Genomic DNA, 17,440 nt, shown 5'->3' with positions numbered 1-17,440 from the left:
GCCGACACCGCCGGCGTGATCACCAGCGCCGCCGCGGTGATGGTGTCGGTGTTCGCGATCTTCGCGACGCTGTCGATGCTGGAGATGAAGATGATGGGCGTCGGCCTCGCCGCGGCGATCCTCGTGGACGCCACGGTCATCCGCCTCGTCGTGCTCCCGGCCGTGCTGGTACTGCTCGGCGAGCGGGCCTGGCCGCGCCGCCGCCCGCCGACCCCACCGGTCGCCCCGCCCCCGGCGAGCGCATGGGTGTCGGAGGACGGGCGGCTCGTGCCGGCGCGCTGACCGCCGGATCGTCCCGGTCGAGCGCCGGKGSCYCGCCGCCACGGGGAACACTCCCGCGGCGGCGGGCCCGTCACTTGCGGCAGGCCAGGTAGGCGTTGACCGGGTCCGCGGCGACGTCGATCTTGCGGACGTCGCCGAAGCCGGCGTCGTGGAGCATCGACGTGGCCAGCTGGAGGCCCCACGCCGTGCCCAGCCCGTCGCCGCCCAGCCCGAGCGAGACGCTCATGCAGTGCATGGTCGAGACCGTGTAGAGGAACGGCCCGAACGGGTGGTCGATGTTCTCGTGCACGTGGCTGGACGCCTCGATGTCGACGAGCAGGAAGACCCCGTCGTCGCGCACGGCGCGGGCGATGTTGCCCAGCACCCGGGCGGGGTGCGCCTGGTCGTGGATGCTGTCAAACGCGGTGACGAAGTCATAGGCCGCCACCTCGTCGAGGGTCGCCACGTCCAGCGCCTCGAAGCGGGCGTTGGCCAGTCCCCACGCGGCGGCCTCGCCGCGGGCGGCGTCCAGCGCCTCGGGCGAGAAGTCGTAGCCGACGAAGTGGCTGGCGGGGAACGCCCGCGCCAGGACGTTGACCGCGTGGCCGCTGCCGCACCCGACGTCGGCCACCTGCGCCCCCGCCTCGAGCTGGTCGCGCAGGCCGTCGATGGCCGGCACCACGCTCTCGAGGAGCGTGGTGTCCACGAGGGCCCGGCTGTCCTCGGCCTGGAGCTGGTGGAAGCGGGCGTAGTCGCTGTACGACAGCCCGCCGCCCTCGCGGAAGCAGCGCACGATGCCCTGCTCCACCTCGGCGATCATCGGCACCAGCGTCGTCAGGCGGGCGAAGTTGTCCGGACCGGCGGCCTCCGTGAGCAGCGCGGCGTGCTCCGGCGGCAGCGCGTAGGTGACGGCCTCCGGGTCGTGGACGACGATGCGGGCCGTCGTCATCGCGTTCAGCCACTCCCGCACGTAGCGCTCGTCGAGGCCGGCACGGCCTGCCAGCTCCGCACTCGTCTGCGGCGGCTGGCCGGCGAGGGCCTCGAAGAGGCCGGTCTGGTGGCCGATGCTGGTCATCAGCGCGGTCGCCGCTCCGTTGACGACGCCGATCCTCCGGTCGGCGAACGCCTCGACGGCGGCGGGGTCGGGCGCGACCTGCGCCCTGGTCTCGGTGGTGGCGGTCATCCCCGTCTCCCTTCCTGCGGGCGCCCGGCCGGCGCCGTTGCGACGACGCTAGGAGCGCCGGTCGGCTCCCGGCATCGACCGAGTGGTGCGGAGACGTGCCGCCGCGTGGTCCGAATGGTGCAGGCGCGGCGCCGCCCGCTCAGCGCTGGAGGGGTACGTCGAGGTGGTGCTCGTGCGCCCAGGCCGCGGCCGCCGTCCGGGACGACACCCCGAGCTTGACGTAGACGTTCGCGAGGTGGCGCCGCACCGTGGCCTCGCTGATCGTCAGCGACGCGGCGACCTCGCGGTTCGTCGCGCCGGTCGCGACCCTCGCCAGCACCTCGGCCTCCCGGGCGGTGAGGCCCCCGGGGAGGGAGGCTGGGCCACCGGTGGACGGGACCGGGACCCCGAGCGCGTCGAGGTCGTCGGCGGCGCTGCGCCGCAGCAGCCGCGCGGCGTCGTCGTCGCCGGTCGCTGCGAGGACATCGGCCAGCAGCAGCGAGGCTCGCGCGGCGTCGTACCGCAGGCCGAGGCGGGTCAGCCGCGCCGCGGCCGACGAGAGCAGCGGCGCCGCCTCGGCCGGGCGGTCCTGAGCGAGCAGGACGGCACCGCGGCCCTCCTCGGCCCAGGCCGTGAAGCCCGGCGTCGGGTAGCGGTCCGCCAGGCCCTCCAGCGCGTCGGCGGCGCCCGCCGCGGTCGCCGGGTGGTCCGAGGCGAGCGCGACCTGGACCTGGGCGCGGAGCAGCCGGGCCCGGAGGAACGGCGATGGTGCGGCGACGACCGCGGCGGTGATCGAGGCACAGGCACCGTCGGCGTCACCACGCGCGAGCTGGAGCAGGCTGGCTCCCGGCTGCGGGTCGCGCCCCAGGCCGGCAGCCCGCCGGTAGTGCGCGGTCGCACGGTCGAGCTGGCCGCGGACCCGGCAGCTCTCACCGAGCTGGTAGGCCGCCTCCGCCACGGCCTCGACGTTGAGGTCGGCGAGGTCGCGCTCGACCTCGGCCGCCTCCCGCTCCACGTCGGGCCACGCCCCCTCGAGCACGTGCAGCTGCAGCCGGTGCGCCCGGCACACGCCGAGGAACATCACGGCGTCCGAGAAGCCCTCGACCCAGCGCTCCGTCACGCGGGTCCACTCCCTGGCCCGGTCGAGGTCCATCAGGTCGTGGCAGGCCGAGATCATCGTGCAGTAGATGTTGCCGGTGAACTCGCGCTCGACACGGTCCGCGAGGACGGGGAGCATCGCCTCGTCGAGCACGGCGAAGCCCTCCCGCAGCCGGCCGTCCCACAACCGGACCACGCCCTGGAGCACCAGCCCGAGCGCGACGAGGGTGTCGTCGGCCAGGTCGCGGCCGAGCCGCTCCAGCTGCTCCCCCTGCTGGGTTGCGTCGTCGACCCGCCCCGCCTCGAGGGCCTGCCACCCGTCGGCCCAGAGCAGGACCCCGTGCCAGTGCCCGGGCGGCACGCCCTCGAGGAGCCGCCGGCCCCGGCTGAGCCAGCCCGAGCCCAGCGCCGGCTCGCCGCGCATCAGCCAGGTGACCCCGACGTCCAGCGCCCGCGCGGCGGCGCGGTCGACCCTGCCCTCGTCGAGGTAGCGCCGGTGGAGCACCTCGCACAGGTCGAGGTACTCGGAGATCCGGCCCAGCCACCAGGTCGCCTCGGTGAGCATCGACAAGGCGTCGGCGTCGAGGCACTGCTGGTCCGCGAGCGGGCGGAGGGCGGCGTAGGCCGTCGCGTAGTCCTTGCGCTCGAGGCGAGGCCGACCGGCCCGAGGGTGTCGTGCGGGTCGACCGGACCGGCCACGGCCTCAGGCTACTCGCGCGAGCGGTCCTCGTGGAGGCCCGGAAGCGCTCAGACGCGCAGCACCTCGGGGCCGAGCGCGTGGTAGCGGTCGGCCTCCGCGCGGTCGAGCTCGGTGCCGGTCACGATCGTCTCGAAGTCGGCCACGTCGGCGAACCTGCAGAAGCTGGTGATCCCGAACTTGCTGTGGGCGGCGATGAGCACTCGACGCCGCGAGCGGCGGACCGCCTCGCCCTTGATGGCGGCGACCGCCGGGTCGGGAGTGGTCAGGCCGTCGTCGACGGAGACGGCGTTCGTGCCGAGGTAGGCGAGGTCGATCGTCAGCCCGCGCAGCACGCTGGCGTTCCACTCCCCCACGGTGGCGAGGGTGCGCCCCCGCATCCGGCCGCCCAGCAGCATCACGGTGACGGTGGTGCTGTCGGCGAGGGCCTCCGCCGCGAGCAGGGACGAGGTCACCACGGTCAGCTCCCGGCGCGCGAGCTTCTCGGCGACCAGGCGGGGGCTGAACCCCTCGTCGATGTAGACGGTCTCGGCGCCGTGCAGCAGGTCGGCGGCTGCGGCGGCGATGCGGCGCTTCTGGGCGATGTCGACGCGGCTGCGGTACTCGACGCCGGACTCGAAGGCCGCGCTCTCGAGCGGGATCGCGCCGCCGTGGGTGCGCTTGACGAGGCGACGGTCCGCCAGGACCCGGAGGTCCCGGCGGATCGTCTCCGTCGCCACACCCAGCTCGTCGGCCATCGCGATGACCTCGACCCGGCCCTCGGTCCGTGCCCGCTCGAGGATCATCGCCTGCCTGGTCTCCGAATCCACGGCGCCATTGTGCTGCACCGTCGCCGCGACCACGGGGCGGTCCCGGTCAGGCGCGGACGCCGTCGAGGACGGCGCGCACCTCCTCCTCGCTGCCGGCCGCCCGGAGCCGGGCGACCTGCTCCTCGTCGAGGAACACCTGCGCGATCCGGCTCAGCAGGCCGAGGTGCTCGTTGCCCTGCCCCGCGATGCCGACCACGAACTCGGCGGGCTTGCCGTTCCAGTCGACCGGCTCGGCGTAGCGGACGAACGAGATGCCGGTGCGACGCACGGCCGCCTTGGCCTCGTTGGTGCCGTGCGGGATCGCCAGGCCGTTGCCCATGTGGGTCGAGACCGACTTCTCCCGCTCGTGCATGGCCGCGACGTACGACGGCTCGACGACCCCCGCGGCGACCAGCAGCTCACCGGCCTCGGTGATCGCGTCGTCGCGGGTGCGGGCGGTGCCGGCCAGGACGATCGCGGACGAGGCGAGCACGCTGCCGTCGTCCTTTCCGGCTGCCGGCTCGGGCTCGGGCTCTGTCGCCGCGTGCGCCCCGCCCTGCGGCGCACTTCCCTGCGGTGCACCGCTCTGTCCCAGCAGCTCGACGATCTCGTCGTAGCGCGGCGTGCTCATGAAGTCGTCGACGGAGACGTGCACCGCCGAGGGGGTCCTCTGCTTCGCGCGGTCGATGAGGTCGCGGTGGGTGACCACGAGGTCGACGTCGTCCGCCAGGTTGGCGATCGCCTGGTTGGTGACGGTGACGTTCGAGAAGCCGGCTGCCTGGATCTTGCGGCGCAGGACCGAGGCGCCCATCGCGGAGGAGCCCATGCCCGCGTCGCAGGCGAAGACGATCCGCTCGATGGTGCCGCGGGCGCCGCCCAGCGCGCTGGACGCGATGGACCGCTTCCCCTTCATCGCCTCCATGCTGGCGGTCGCGGCGGCGAGGTCGTCCTCACCGTCGCCGCGCTCGGCGCGGAGCAGGACGCCCGCGACCAGGAAGGTGACGCCGGCCGCGGCCAGCATCGACAGGGTGACGCCGATGTAGCTGTCGCTGGCGGTCTGCGCGTAGACCGCGAACACCGAGCCGGGCGCGGCCGGTGCGCGCAGGCCGACGTCGAAGATGACGTTGACGAAGACGCCGGTCATGCCGCCCGCGATCATCGCGACGATCAGCTTCGGCTTCATCAGCACGTAGGGGAAGTAGATCTCGTGGATGCCGCCGAGGAAGTGGATGATCGCGGCGCCCGGGGCCGACGCCTTCGCCACCCCCTTGCCGAACACCATGAAGGCGAGCAGCAGGCCCAGGCCGGGACCGGGGTTGGCCTCGAGCAGGAAGAGCACCGACTTGCCGTCCTCCAGCACCTCGCTGCTGCCGAGCGGGGTCAGCACGCCGTGGTTGATGGCGTTGTTGAGGAAGAGCACCTTCGCGGGCTCGATGATGAGCGAGGTCAGCGGGAGCAGGCTGTTGTCGACGAGGAAGTCGACGCCGTCACCGAGCCGGTCGCTGAGGAAGGTGACGATCGGGCTCATCACGAAGAAGCCGAAGGTGGCGACGACCGCGCCCCAGATGCCGGCGGAGAAGTTGTTGACGAGCATCTCGAAGCCGGGGCGGATCTTGCCGTCCCACAGGGCGTCGATGTGCTTCATGGTCCAGCCGCCGAGCGGGCCCATGATCATCGCGCCGAGGAACATCGGGATCTCGGTGCCGGCGACGACGCCCATGGTGGCGATCGCGCCGACCACGCCGCCGCGGGTGTCGTAGAGCATCCGCCCGCCGGTGTAGCCGATGAGGATCGGCAGCAGGTAGGTGATCATCGGGCCGACGATGCCGCCACCGGCGTACTCGCCCCAGCCGCCGATCTCGGCGACCCACCCGTCCGGGTCGTCGCCGATCCCGAGCTCGGCCAGCCAGCCGACCTCGATGAACAGGGCCGTGATCAGGCCCCAGGCGATGAAGGCGCCGATGTTCGGCATGACCATGTTCGACAGGCTCGTGCCGAACTTCTGTACGTGGACGCGGACGCCGGTCCGCTGGGCCGGGGAGGTGGTCGACATCGCGGGATCTCCGTTCGTGCTCGCCCTGGGTCGGGACACCGGCGAACGTGATGCCGGTCACAGGGACACCAGCAGTAGACCCCAGATTCGGGCACAAAGCAACACCCTTCGGGCATATTCGGGCATCAGATGTGTGGTTTCCTGCCCGAAATGGCGTTACGGTGGGGACGGCGAGACCCCGACCCGAAAGGTTCCGACCATGCTGGCCCTGCGCTTCTACGCCCCCGAGGACGTCCGCCTCGAGGAGGTCCCCGAGCCGGACTGCGGACCCGACGAGGTCAAGATCCGCGTCCGCAACTGCTCCACCTGCGGCACGGACGTGAAGATCCTCCACAACGGCCACCAGAACCTGACGCCCCCGCGGATCACGGGCCACGAGGTCGCCGGCGAGGTCGTCGAGGTCGGCGCCGACGTCAACACGACCTACGGCAGCGACTGGCAGGTCGGCGACCGGGTCCAGGTCATCGCCGCCGTGCCGTGCGGTGAGTGCCACGAGTGCCGCAAGGGCTGGATGGCGGTCTGCCAGAACCAGACGTCGGTCGGCTACCAGTACGACGGCGGGTTCGCCGAGTACATGGTCGTCCCCCGCCAGGTGCTGAAGGTCGACGGGCTGAACCGCATCCCCGACAACGTGGGCTTCGACGAGGCCTCCGCCGCCGAGCCGTTCGCGTGCGCGATCAACGCCCAGGAGCTGCTGGGCATCGAGGAGGGCGACACCGTCGTCGTCTTCGGCGCCGGCCCGATCGGCTGCATGCACATCCGGATCGCCCGCGGCGTGCACAAGGCCGGCCCGGTCTACGTGGTCGACGTGAACGCCGACCGGCTGAAGATGTCCGCCGACGCCGTCGACCCCGACGAGGTCATCGACGCCAGCCAGGTCGACGTCGTGGAGCGGGTCATGGAGCTCACCGGCGGCCGCGGTGCGGACGTCATCATCACGGCCACCGCCGCCAACATCACCCAGGAGCAGGCCATCGCGATGGCCGCCCGCAACGGCCGGATCTCCTTCTTCGGCGGCCTGCCGAAGACGAACCCGACCATCACCTGCGACTCCAACGTCGTGCACTACCGCCAGCTGCACATCCACGGCGCCAACGGCTCGGCCCCGGAGCACAACAAGCGGGCGCTGGAGTACATCTCCACCGGGCAGGTGCCGGTCAAGGACCTGATCACCCGCCACATCCCGCTCGCCGACGTGATGGAGGCCTTCGGCACCGTCGAGCGCGGCGAGGCCATCAAGGTCACCGTCGAGCCGTAGTCGCGGTGGTCCGGCTCAGCCGGGCAGCGTGAACGCGACCCGGCCGCGCAGCCGGACCGCGCAGACCGCGGACTGCAGCGGCAGGTCGAGGACGAGCCCGTCGGGCGCGACCTCCACCCAGGCCTCGCCGGAGTCGCCGGAGAGGTCGGGGTACCAGGTGGTGTCGTCGGCCTCGGGGCCCGGCGCGAGGTAGGTGTCGAGGACCTCCCACCACTCGATCTCGCCCGCCTCGCCGCGACGCATCAGGTCGACGAGGTCGTAGCGGCCCGGTCCGGTGAAGGCGGGCACGGCGACCGACAGCTCGGTCAGGGTCGTGGTGCCGAGGGGGACCGGGTCGGACGACTCGACGCGGACGACCAGCCAGTCCAGCGGGGCCGGGCCGTCGTCGTACGGCTCACCGCCGCGGCGGACCTCGACCTGGACCGGGAGGTCGGCCGCCACGGTGCCCTGCTCGCCGCCGGTCAGGGTGAGCTCGACGGCGTCGGTCGCGGCGCCTGCCAGCCGCTCGCGACGGGCCTGCTGCTCCTGGCGCTCCGCGGCCTCGCGGCGCGTGGCCACGTTCTCGGGGCGGGTGTCGGTGACCCGCTGCGCCCACTTCTCGGGGAGCACCGCCTCGAGGAGGGAGGTGCCCATCTCCTGCTGGGTGCGGCGGTCGACGTCCTCCTGCGCGGCGCGGGCGTCGTCCCGCTCGCGGTTGTCGGTCGTCAGCAGCTCGGTCTTCTTCGCCTCGGCCCACTCCTTGCCGAGCCTCGCGATGTCCTTCCAGCCCATCGGGGCAGCGTAGGACGGTGCGGCGCCCCGCCGGGCCCGAATCGGCGAAGCCGCCGCACCCGGTCGAGGTCGGAGGGTCCGGCCCGACCGCCCCCGGGCGGACCGGACCCTCCTGGTCTCGAGCGGTCGGTTCAGACGGTCGCCTCGACCGGCGCGAACCGCTCCCAGGCCCGGTGGTTGCGCATCAGCGCCTGGACCTCGTCGAGCACCTCGCCCGGCGCGTCACCCTCGACGATGCCCGCGCCGTCGGCGGGCAGTCCGGCGGCGGCGAGGGCGTCGGCACCGGCACCCCAGGCACCGATCGCCTTGGCGTGGCGGAAGCACTCCTCCAGCATCAGCCGGACGCGGGGGTCCAGCGGCTGGGTCGGGTCGTCGACCTTGTGGTCCCGCACCGGGATCGCGTCCGGGGCGGGGGCCGGGCAGCCGGCGACCAGCAGGGCGTCGTACTCCACGGAGCGGCCGGTGCCGAAGGTGCGCTGCACGACCGTGCCGTCGGAGAGCTTGCCGCCGTGCGGACCGACCACCAGTGCGACCATGCCGCGGTCGCCGATCGTCTCGACCAGGTCCTGCACGCCGTCGAGGTCACCCTCGTCGGCGACGACGATCCCGATGAGACGGCCGTCCGTCGGCCACTCCTGGCCGAGCTGCGACAGCGCCGGGCTGGGCACGACGTCGGGCAGCGGACCGTCGGCGACGGGCGCCGGGAGGCCGAGCCCGGCGGCGACCTCGGAGCACAGCTCGGGGTCGATCTGCGCGAGCGCGAGCAGCTGCCGCTCCCGGATCGCCTGCTCGTAGCAGCGGCCCAGCTCGAAGGTGTAGGCGAGGATGATGTGCTGCTTCTCGACCGGCGTCATGCTGTGCCAGAACAGCCGGGCCTGGCTGTAGTGGTCGGCGAAGGACACCGGGACGTCGCGCTCCTTGACCGACTCCGCGACCCGGACCGGCACGTCGACGAAGGCGCCGTCGCGCGCGGCGCCGGCGAAGAACGGGCAGCCGCCGTCGAGCGAGTTCGGCTTGTACGGCGCGACGCCGGAGTGCACGGCGTGCTGGTGGAAGCCGTCGCGGAACATGTCGTTGACTGGAGCGTGCGGCCGGTTGATCGGGATCTGGTTGAAGTTCGGCCCGCCGAGCCGGGTGAGCTGGGTGTCGACGTACGAGAACAGCCGGGTCTGCAGCAGCGGGTCGTTGGTGACGTCGATGCCCGGCACCAGGTTGCCGACGTGGAAGGCGACCTGCTCGGTCTCGGCGAAGAAGTTCGTCGGGTTGCCGGTCAGCGTCAGCAGGCCGATGGGCTGCACCGGCGCGAGCTCCTCGGGCACGATCTTGGTCGGGTCGAGCAGGTCGATGCCCTCGAAGGTCTCGTCCGCGGTGTCCTCGAACACCTGGACGCCCAGCTCCCACTGGGGGTACGCGCCGGACTCGATGGCGTCGTACAGGTCGCGGCGGTGGAAGTCGGGATCGATGCCGCCGATCATCTGCGCCTCCTCCCAGGTCAGGGAGTGCACGCCGAGCCTGGGCTTCCAGTGGAACTTCACCAGCGCCGTCTCGCCCTGGGCGTTGACGGTGCGGAAGGTGTGGACGCCGAAGCCCTCCATCGTCCGGTAGGACCGCGGGATCCCGCGGTCGGACATGTTCCAGATCGTGTGGTGCTGCGCCTCGGTGTGCAGCGAGACGAAGTCCCAGAAGGTGTCGTGCGCGCTCTGCGCCTGCGGGATCTCCCGATCCGGGTGGGGCTTCCCGGCGTGGATGACGTCGGGGAACTTGATGCCGTCCTGGATGAAGAAGACCGGGATGTTGTTGGCCACCAGGTCGAAGACGCCCTCGCTGGTGTAGAACTTCGTCGCGAAGCCGCGGGTGTCGCGCACCGTGTCGGCCGAGCCGCGCGAGCCGAGCACCGTCGAGAACCGCACGAACACGGGGGTCTCGACGCCGCGGCCGAGGAACTTCGACTGGCAGATCGGCTTCGCGTTGCCGTAGCCGACGAAGACGCCGTGCGCGCCGGCACCGCGGGCGTGCACCACCCGCTCGGGGATCCGCTCGTGGTCGAAGTGCGTGATCTTCTCGCGCAGGTGGTGGTCCTGCAGCAGCGTCGGTCCCCGGCTCCCCGCCTTCAGCGAGTGGTCGCTGTCGCGCAGCCGCGCGCCGGTCGAGGTGGTGAGGAACTTGCCCTGCTGCGCCATGTCCTCGCGCGGCACGATCGTCTCCGCCCCGGTGGGGGTACGACGCTCCGGCGCGGCCTGGTCCGGCTTCGGCGGGAGCGGCTCGACCGGCTTGGTCGGCTCCTTCACCGTCGGCGGCTTCGCGCCGGGGACCCCCGGCGCCCGCTGGGCCTCCAGGCCCGCGACCTTCTCCAGCGCGGTCTCCGCCGCCTGGCTCACCGCACTGCGCACGGCCTTCCGGACCACGCGCGCTGCCTTGCCACTGTCAACCATGGGGGGGCTCCCTCTCGTCGAGACGTCCCCGCGCCGTACCCGTGCGGAGAGGGTTTGATCCGGTCGCCGGCTCAGCCGGTCACCATCACCTGGGCAGCGGTCTCCTTCACCTTCGCGTTGGCCCACCGCATCTGGCGCAGGGTCTGGGGGTGGCAGTCCTCCGCGACGGCGAGCAGCCGCTCGTCCTTCATCGCCTGAGCGGTCTGGGCCAGGACCTCCCAGTCGAGGGACACGCCGGCGGCCGTGCGGTGGAGGTGGCGCAGGTCGGCGAGGAGCAGCAGGCCGGGCTCGTGGAGGCGGCCGACGACCTCCGCCCCCTTCTGCTTCAGCCTGGCCAGGACCGCCGACTCCTCCTCCGGCTCGGGGTCGAGGTCGAGGCCGTAGTCGTGCCCGACCTCGGCGAGGCGGCGGACGTGGACCTGCGACCAGCCGGCGATGTCGCGGGCGACGTGGAAGACCTCGTGGTCGGTCTTGTTCTGGTCCGCCAGCGAGAGCAGGTCCCCGGCGAGGTCGTTCTCGGCGCGGTGCAGCTCCTCGATCGCCGCGGCCACCTTGTTGCCGTGGAGGCTGCGCAGGGTCTGGACGAGCCTCATCGGGCACCTCCGTCCTGGTCCATTTCCTCGTCGACGAGCGCCGGCGCGCCCCCGCGCGTCGGTGGGGCACCGCCGGCCACCGGGCGCGAGGCGGTGGTGGTCGGGGCCGGCGCCGGCCCGTCGGCCGGCCCGATCCTCGTGGCACCTGCTGCGGCGGTCTTGAAGATCGGCTGCTTCGACGCGGGGTCCCAGTCGGTCAGCGTCAGCTCGTTGGCGGCGCGGTCCCGCTCGTCGCCGGCCGCGTTGCTCGCGTCGCGGTCCCAGTAGCCGTAGTGGAACGGCAGGAAGAGCACGCCGGGGCGGATCCCGCTGACCCGCAACCGTGCGGTCACCGAACCGCGGGGGGTGCTCACGCGGAGCACGTCGCCCTCCTGCCAGCCCTGCTCCGCGGCGTCCTCCGCCGACGCCTCGACCCACACCTCCGGCGCGGCGTCCTGGAGCTGCGGCGCACGGCCGGTCTTCGTCCGGGTGTGGAAGTGGTAGAGCGTGCGTCCGGTGATCAGCTGGAACGGGTGCTCCGGGGAGGGGACCTCGTGGGGTGGCAGGTACTCCGCCGCCTTGATGACCGCCTTGCCGTGCGGGTTCAGCGCCTTGTACTCGGTCGGCTCGACCGGCGCCCCGGTGACCATGTCGCAGCCGTAGCTCTCGCACTGGTCGGGGTGTGCCCAGAACTGCCCGTCCGCGTAGAGCCGCTCGGTGCCGTCCGGGTGCTCGTCGTTGCAGGGCCACTGGATGCCGGAGCCACCGCGGAGCCGGTCGTAGGTCATGCCGGTGTAGTCGCACGGACGTCCGCGGGTGCACTCCTTCCACGCCTCGAACGCCTCCTCCGGCGTCGACCATGTGACCAGCGGCGCCCCGTCCTTGTCGCGCAGGTCGAGCCGGCGCGACAGGTCGACGAGGATGTCGAGGTCCGGCCGTGCCTCCCCGGGCGGTTCGACCGCCTTCTCGGAGAGGTGGACCGTGCGGTCGACGTTGGTGAAGGTCCCGGTCTTCTCCCCCCAGGTCGCCGCAGGGAGCACCACGTCGGCGAGCTGCGCGGTCTCGGTCAGGAAGAGGTCCTGCACGACGAGGAAGAGCCGGTCCTGCGACAGCAGGGAACGGATCCGCCCCAGCTCGGGGAGCGACACCGCCGGGTTGGTCCCCGACACGTGCAGGAACCTGAGGGAGCCGTCCTCGACGTACCGCATCATCTGCATGAGGTGGGTCGGAGCCGTGTAGTGCGGGATCTCCATCGGCTCGATGTTCCAGACCCGGGCGAGGTCGTGGACGTGCGCGTCGTTGGACCAGTTGCGGAAGCCGGCGAGGTCCCCGTCCGCACCGCACTCACGGGTGTTCTGCGCCGTCGGCTGGCCGTTCATCTGCAGCAGGCCGCAGCCCGGGCGGCCGAGCATCCCGCGCACGATGTGCACGTTGTTCACCTGCACCGCGGCCGCCGTGGCCTGGTGGGACTGGTAGAAGCCCTGCAGCACGGTCGACATGAGTCGGTCCGCCGAGCCGATCAGGCGTGCCGCCTCGCGCAGGTCGCCTGCAGGGACGCCGCACACCTCGGCTGCGCGCTCGACGGTCGTGCCCGCGACCATCTTCTGCAGCTCCGCGAAGCCCACCGCGTGGGCGTCGACGTACTCGTGGTCGACCCAGTCGTTCTCCAGCAGCTCGTGCAGGAGGGCATTCATCAGCATCACGTTCGTGCCGGGCCGCGGCGCGAGGTGGACGGTGGCGTGCTCGGCGACCGGGGTGCGGCGGGGGTCGACGCAGACGAGGGCGGGCGGCTCGGGACCCTCCAGCCGGTCGAGGATCCTGCTCCACAGCACCGTCTGCGTCTCGGCCATGTTGTGCCCGTAGAGGCAGATGACGTCGGCGTGGTCGATGTCGCTGTAGGACCCCGGCTGGCCGTCGCAGGCGAAGGACTCCTTGAGCGCCGCGGCCGCCGTCGCCGTGCACAGGCGGGTGTTGCCGTCGACGTGGTTGGTGCCGATGCCACCGTGCGCGATCAGGCCGAGGGTGTAGTACTCCTCGAGGAAGAGCTGGCCAGAGGTGTAGAAGCCGATGGAGGACGGTCCCCGCTCGTCGAGCAGCTGCCTGGCCCGGCCCGCGACGGCGTCCATCGCGGTGTCCCAGTCGGTCTCGACCAGCTCACCACCGCGCCTGATGAGCGGCCTGGTCAGCCGGTCGTCGGACCCGTTGGCCTGCCAGCCGAAGAGGTCCTTGGGACCGAGTCGGCCGTGGTTGATCCGGTCGGTGGCCCGGCCGCGCACTCCGACGATCCGCCCGTCCCTCACCGCGATGTCCATCGCGTCGCCGTTGGAGTGCAGGATCGAGGCCGACTGCACCCACCGGTCGACGTCGTCGGGCTGGAGCCCGTCAGCGAGGTAGGTGTCGACGCGCACCGGCCACTCCTCGCCCGGCCCGTACGGCGTCCGCGACCCCCACGGCTCGGCGATCCGGTCCACACGCTTGCCCATCCGTCCCCCTTGCTCGTCGGCATGTCCGTCGGCGGGCGGGAAGGCAGGAACAGGTCGCCTCGCGGCGGGCACCCTCGCGCCGTACCCCCTGCCCGGCACGTCATCCGGTGCCGGGCACGACGACGCCCCGGACCGGTGGTCCGGGGCGTCGTGGTGTCGAACTGTTGCGCCCGCTGATCAGTGGCTGATCAGTACACGCGGCGGTCGTCGCGGTGGACGACCTCCTCGCGGCGGCGCCACGGCGGCGCGTAGAGCAACGAGAGCACGATGGCGACGATGCCGGCGACGATCAGGATCGTGCCGAGCGCGCCGTCGTTGATGAACTCCAGGTCCACGGTGATGACGTCGAGCGCCAGGATCGCACCGAGGACCAGCAGGACGATGCCGAGTCCGATGTACATGTCTTCCCCCTAGTTTCTCTTTCCGGCTCAGGTCAGGGCCATCACGAGCACGGCGGCCATGGCCAGGACGGACAGGACCAGGACGAGTCCCGAGAACTCATCGACCTCGGTCGTGTCGGTGTGGTGCTGCTGGACGGTCATCTCTTCCCCCCTGGTGTCGAGCCATCCACGACTGGACGACTGGTACCCCGGGGTCGCTGGTCCAGACCGGTCCAGCGTTTTCGAGGACAGGCCGCCCCTTCCTCGCGGTGGGCAGCGGCTAGCCCCGACACCGCCGGGTACGGCCCCATGTCGACCCGCCCCCACGCCGCGACCGACCTGCTCGTCGACGGCCTTGCGACGTACCGCCTCATGAGGCTGGTGCGCGACGACCGCGTCGCCGAGCCGTTGCGGTCCACGGTCCACGAGAGGTACGGCGACGTGGAGGACTCGAAGGTGGCCTACCTGCTGCAGTGCCCGTGGTGCCTGTCGATCTGGTTCGGCGCGGGGCTCGCCCTGCTCCGGCACCGGTGGCCGCGCGCGGCGGACCTGCTCTCCCGCACCCTGGCGCTCTCGGCGATGACCGGGCTCGCCGCAGAGCACCTCGACAGCTGACACAGGAGGAACGATGAAGGCGATGGTCTACCGCGGCCCCTACCGCGTCCGGGTCGAGGAGAAGCCGCGGCCACGGATCGAGCACCCGGGCGACGCGAAGGGCGGCACGGTCGCGGTGGTCGGTGCCTACGGCCCGATGTTCAGCCTCGTGAAGTTCGGCGACGCGCTCAACAAGGGGCTGACGATGCGGATGAACCAGTGCCCGGTCAAGCGCCAGTGGCCGCGTCTCTTCGAACACATCCGGGCCGGTCACCTGCGCCCCAGCGAGCTGGTCACCCGCCGCATCCCGCTGGAGCACGTCGCGGAGGGCTATCACATGTTCTCGGCCAAGCTCGACGACTGCATCAAGCCCGTCATCACGCCGAGCGCCGCCTGAATCCGAAGGGACCGATGATGAGCGACACGCCCTACGCCGCCACCGCCCGACGCGGCATCCCGTCCGCGGACGAGCTGCGCGCCCGGATCCCCGGCTGGGGAGCCGACCTCGACCCGGCCGACCGTCCGTCGTACCCGCGCGAGGTCGACGGGCGGTCCACCCGCGTCCCGTGGGACCTCCCCGAGCAGCAACCGGAACCCCAGCCGCGGGAGCGGTCGATCGAGCACGCCCGGCTCACCCCGGTCTTCGGCACCAGCGTCCCGCTGCGCGGCCTGTCCGGTGCCGTCCGACGGCTCGCCTACCGCCGTTTCAGCGAGGCCCGGGCCGCGCACTGGCTGCTCCTGCTGGGCGCGGACCGGATCGACGTCGTCGAGCAGACCGCCGTCGCGCTGGTCCGCGGCCGGCCGGACAACCCGGTCACCGAGACCGGCATCCGGGCCGAGATCACCCGCGACGGCTTGGCCTCCCGGGTGGGGCGCGGTCGTTTGGACGTGCGCCACCAGGCGCTGGACCCGGTCGTCGTCGCACTGCCGTGGGCACTCGGCGCGTGGGCGGCGGTCCGAGGCGCCCGCGCCGTCCGCCGGGCCGTCAGGTCGAGCTGACCCCGTCCCGGTCGGCGCCGACCCGGTCGGCGCCGGCCCGGTGCAGCAGCCAGCCGCCCGCGACGAGGACGGCACCGAGGGCGAGGAAGCCGAGGTCCCACGCGAGTGGTGCGGACAGGTCGTCGCGCACGTGGTGGACCCCGAGCAGGTGGTGGTCGACGAGGCCCTCGACCAGGTTGAACAGGCCCCACCCGGCGAGGGCGAGGCCGACGTGGAAGGACCAGCGGGGCGACAGGCGCCCGGCGCGCCAGGCGCGGAACGTGCAGATCGCGGCTGCGAGCAGGCACACCCAGGCGACCGCGTGGAACAGCCCGTCGGCGAGCGTGTTCGCCTCCAGCCCGGCCACGGTGGTCGTCGGGTAGTCGTCCACGTGGCTGACCATGTGGTGCCACTGCAGCAGCTGGTGCAGCACGATCCCGTCGACGAAGGCACCGAAGCCGATCCCGTAGAGGAGACCGACTGCCCTCGTCGGCCGGGTGTCCTGGGAGAGGTGCGCGGAGCTGGCTGCCGTCATGCCCGACGCGGTACCCGCACCGGGCGCGACAAAATCGCTGTCGCCCACCCCGCTGCGACCCGTACAGTCCACGCCATGTGCTGCTACGCGAAGAAGCCCTGGTCGAGCCGCTGACGGCGGCAGACCCCGACTGACCTCTCGCCGCCGTCCGGATACCGCCGGGCGGCCCGCGTGCTGCCCGGCTCCCGACGAGCCGAGAGATCACGCATGCTTCGCACTCCTTCATCCCTCATTGCCGGCACACCCACCGACGTCGCTGCCGACCTGTCCGCGGGCGCCGCGGCGCACCTGCGCGCCGAGGGCGTCACCGTCGCGCGCGGCGGCCGCACCGTCCTGTCCGGCGTCGACGTGACCGTCGGCGCCGGGTCGCGCCTCGCCGTGGTCGGCGAGAACGGCCGCGGCAAGACCACGCTCCTGCACGTCCTCGCCGGCGACCTCCCTCCGGACCGCGGCACGGTGAGCCGCGCCGGCACGCTGGCCCTGGTCGAGCAGACCCTCGACGTCGCCGACGACCGCACGGTCGGCGACCTCGTCCGCGACGCGGTCGGCGACGCGCTCGACGCCCTCGACCGACTGGACGCCGCGACGGAGGCACTCGCCGCCGGGGAGCCGGACGCCGAGGACGCCTACGCACGGGCGCTCGAGGCCGCCACCCGGCTCGACGCCTGGGACGCCGAGCGCCGTGTCGACGTCGCCCTGGCCGGCCTCGGCGCGTGCACCGACCGGGGCCGGCGGCTGTCCACGCTGTCGGTCGGCCAGCGCTACCGGGTGCGCCTGGCCGTCGTCCTCGCCTCCGGTGTCGACCTGCTCCTGCTGGACGAGCCGACCAACCACCTCGACGCCGCGGCCCTCGACTTCCTGGCCCGCCGCCTGCGCGAGCACCCCGGGGGCGTCGCCGTGGTCAGCCACGACCGCGCGCTCCTGCGGGAGGTCACCACCACCTTCCTCGATCTCGACCCCAGCCGCGACGGACGGCCCCGCGTCCACGCCGGCGGGTACGACGGCTGGGTCACCGGCCGCCGGCGCGAGCGCGAGCGCTGGGAGCAGGAGCATGCCGAGCAGGTCGCCGAGCACGCAGCGCTGGAGCGGGCGGCCGACGAGGCCCGGGGGCGGCTGCGCACCGGGTGGCGCCCGGACAAGGGGACGGGCAAGCACCAGCGGGCGACCCGCGCGGGCGGCGTGGTCCGCGCCCTCAACCGGCGCGTCGGGGAGCTCGACGAGCACCGGGTCACCGTCCCGGAGCCCCCGCGAGCACTGTCCTTCCCCGCCCTGCGCGTACGACGGGGGCGGCCGTTGCTCGACGCCCGCGGGGTCGCCGTGGCCGGCCGGCTCCGGGGGCACCTGGACCTCTCGCTCGCTGGCGGCGACCGGCTCGTGC

General features: G+C 72.7%; 16 protein-coding genes. 6 read left to right on the top strand and 10 right to left on the bottom strand.

The features are described 5' to 3' along the window. The coding region (locus L615_RS13765; RefSeq protein ID WP_145725430.1) for an MMPL family transporter at positions 1-282 on the top strand (282 nt) is incomplete at its 5' end. A gap of 70 nt (positions 283-352) precedes the next feature. Here the strand turns inward: L615_RS13765 and L615_RS13760 are convergent. The 4 genes from L615_RS13760 to L615_RS13745 form a co-directional block, all read right to left on the bottom strand. After that, positions 353-1,444: a class I SAM-dependent methyltransferase gene (locus L615_RS13760; protein ID WP_145725429.1), complete on the bottom strand. Its 1,092-nt coding sequence runs from the start codon at positions 1,442-1,444 to the stop codon at positions 353-355. A 139-nt stretch (positions 1,445-1,583) separates the two neighbouring features. Then, entirely contained in the window at positions 1,584-3,086 is a 1,503-nt protein-coding gene (locus L615_RS13755; protein WP_145725428.1) for a LuxR family transcriptional regulator, read from the bottom strand. A 182-nt stretch (positions 3,087-3,268) separates the two neighbouring features. Continuing rightward, positions 3,269-4,027, bottom strand: coding sequence for a DeoR/GlpR family DNA-binding transcription regulator (locus tag L615_RS13750; protein WP_145725427.1), 759 nt, complete (start codon positions 4,025-4,027; stop codon positions 3,269-3,271). Between the two features lie 46 nt (positions 4,028-4,073). Beyond that, on the bottom strand, positions 4,074-6,059 hold the full coding sequence (locus tag L615_RS13745; RefSeq protein WP_145725426.1) for a PTS mannitol transporter subunit IICBA: 1,986 nt from the start codon (positions 6,057-6,059) through the stop codon (positions 4,074-4,076). A gap of 199 nt (positions 6,060-6,258) precedes the next feature. On the opposite strand from L615_RS13745, the gene L615_RS13740 reads away from it, so the two are divergent. Next, a complete protein-coding gene (locus L615_RS13740; protein WP_145725425.1) occupies positions 6,259-7,317 on the top strand; it encodes a zinc-dependent dehydrogenase in 1,059 nt (352 codons plus the stop codon). 15 nt (positions 7,318-7,332) lie between these two features. Here the strand turns inward: L615_RS13740 and L615_RS13735 are convergent, their stop codons facing one another. The 5 genes from L615_RS13735 to L615_RS13715 form a co-directional block, all read right to left on the bottom strand. After that, entirely contained in the window at positions 7,333-8,088 is a 756-nt protein-coding gene (locus L615_RS13735) for a hypothetical protein (protein WP_145725424.1), read from the bottom strand. 131 nt (positions 8,089-8,219) lie between these two features. Then, complete coding sequence (locus L615_RS13730; protein WP_315897792.1) at positions 8,220-10,493, bottom strand: catalase; 2,274 nt, start codon at positions 10,491-10,493, stop codon at positions 8,220-8,222. A 98-nt stretch (positions 10,494-10,591) separates the two neighbouring features. Further along, positions 10,592-11,113, bottom strand: a complete 522-nt coding sequence (locus tag L615_RS13725; RefSeq protein ID WP_145725422.1) for a hypothetical protein — start codon at positions 11,111-11,113, stop codon at positions 10,592-10,594. Beyond that, positions 11,110-13,575 carry a molybdopterin oxidoreductase family protein gene (locus tag L615_RS13720; RefSeq protein WP_145725421.1) on the bottom strand — a complete coding sequence of 822 codons (2,466 nt, stop codon included), beginning with the start codon at positions 13,573-13,575 and terminating at the stop codon, positions 11,110-11,112. Before L615_RS13720 ends, L615_RS13725 begins: the two co-directional genes overlap by 4 nt. 188 nt (positions 13,576-13,763) lie before the next feature. Continuing rightward, positions 13,764-13,976: a hypothetical protein gene (locus L615_RS13715; RefSeq protein ID WP_036517244.1), complete on the bottom strand. Its 213-nt coding sequence runs from the start codon at positions 13,974-13,976 to the stop codon at positions 13,764-13,766. Positions 13,977-14,264: 288 nt separating this feature from the next. Between L615_RS13715 and L615_RS13710 the strand changes: the two genes are divergently transcribed. The 3 genes from L615_RS13710 to L615_RS13700 are packed head-to-tail and all read left to right on the top strand — an operon-like array spanning position 14,265 to position 15,548. Continuing rightward, the gene (locus L615_RS13710) at positions 14,265-14,570 is read left to right on the top strand and encodes a DUF1360 domain-containing protein (RefSeq protein WP_145725420.1); all 306 of its coding nucleotides are present in this window, start codon (positions 14,265-14,267) and stop codon (positions 14,568-14,570) included. Positions 14,571-14,583: 13 nt separating this feature from the next. Continuing rightward, positions 14,584-14,946, top strand: coding sequence for a hypothetical protein (locus L615_RS13705; RefSeq protein ID WP_145725419.1), 363 nt, complete (start codon positions 14,584-14,586; stop codon positions 14,944-14,946). A 17-nt stretch (positions 14,947-14,963) separates the two neighbouring features. Then, positions 14,964-15,548 carry a hypothetical protein gene (locus L615_RS13700; RefSeq protein WP_145725418.1) on the top strand — a complete coding sequence of 195 codons (585 nt, stop codon included), beginning with the start codon at positions 14,964-14,966 and terminating at the stop codon, positions 15,546-15,548. Here the strand turns inward: L615_RS13700 and L615_RS13695 are convergent. Then, positions 15,535-16,062, bottom strand: a complete 528-nt coding sequence (locus L615_RS13695) for a DUF2243 domain-containing protein (RefSeq protein WP_145725417.1) — start codon at positions 16,060-16,062, stop codon at positions 15,535-15,537. The genes L615_RS13700 and L615_RS13695 overlap by 14 nt on opposite strands. A gap of 207 nt (positions 16,063-16,269) precedes the next feature. On the opposite strand from L615_RS13695, the gene L615_RS13690 reads away from it, so the two are divergent. After that, a partial coding sequence (locus L615_RS13690; protein WP_261376691.1) for an ATP-binding cassette domain-containing protein occupies positions 16,270-17,440 on the top strand: 1,171 nt, incomplete at its 3' end.

It is taken from the genome of Nocardioides sp. J9, assembly GCF_007829375.1.
GTDB lineage: Bacteria > Actinomycetota > Actinomycetes > Propionibacteriales > Nocardioidaceae > Nocardioides.
Note: the sequence above shows the minus strand (reverse complement) of the source record. Positions and strands in the feature narration are given on the sequence as shown.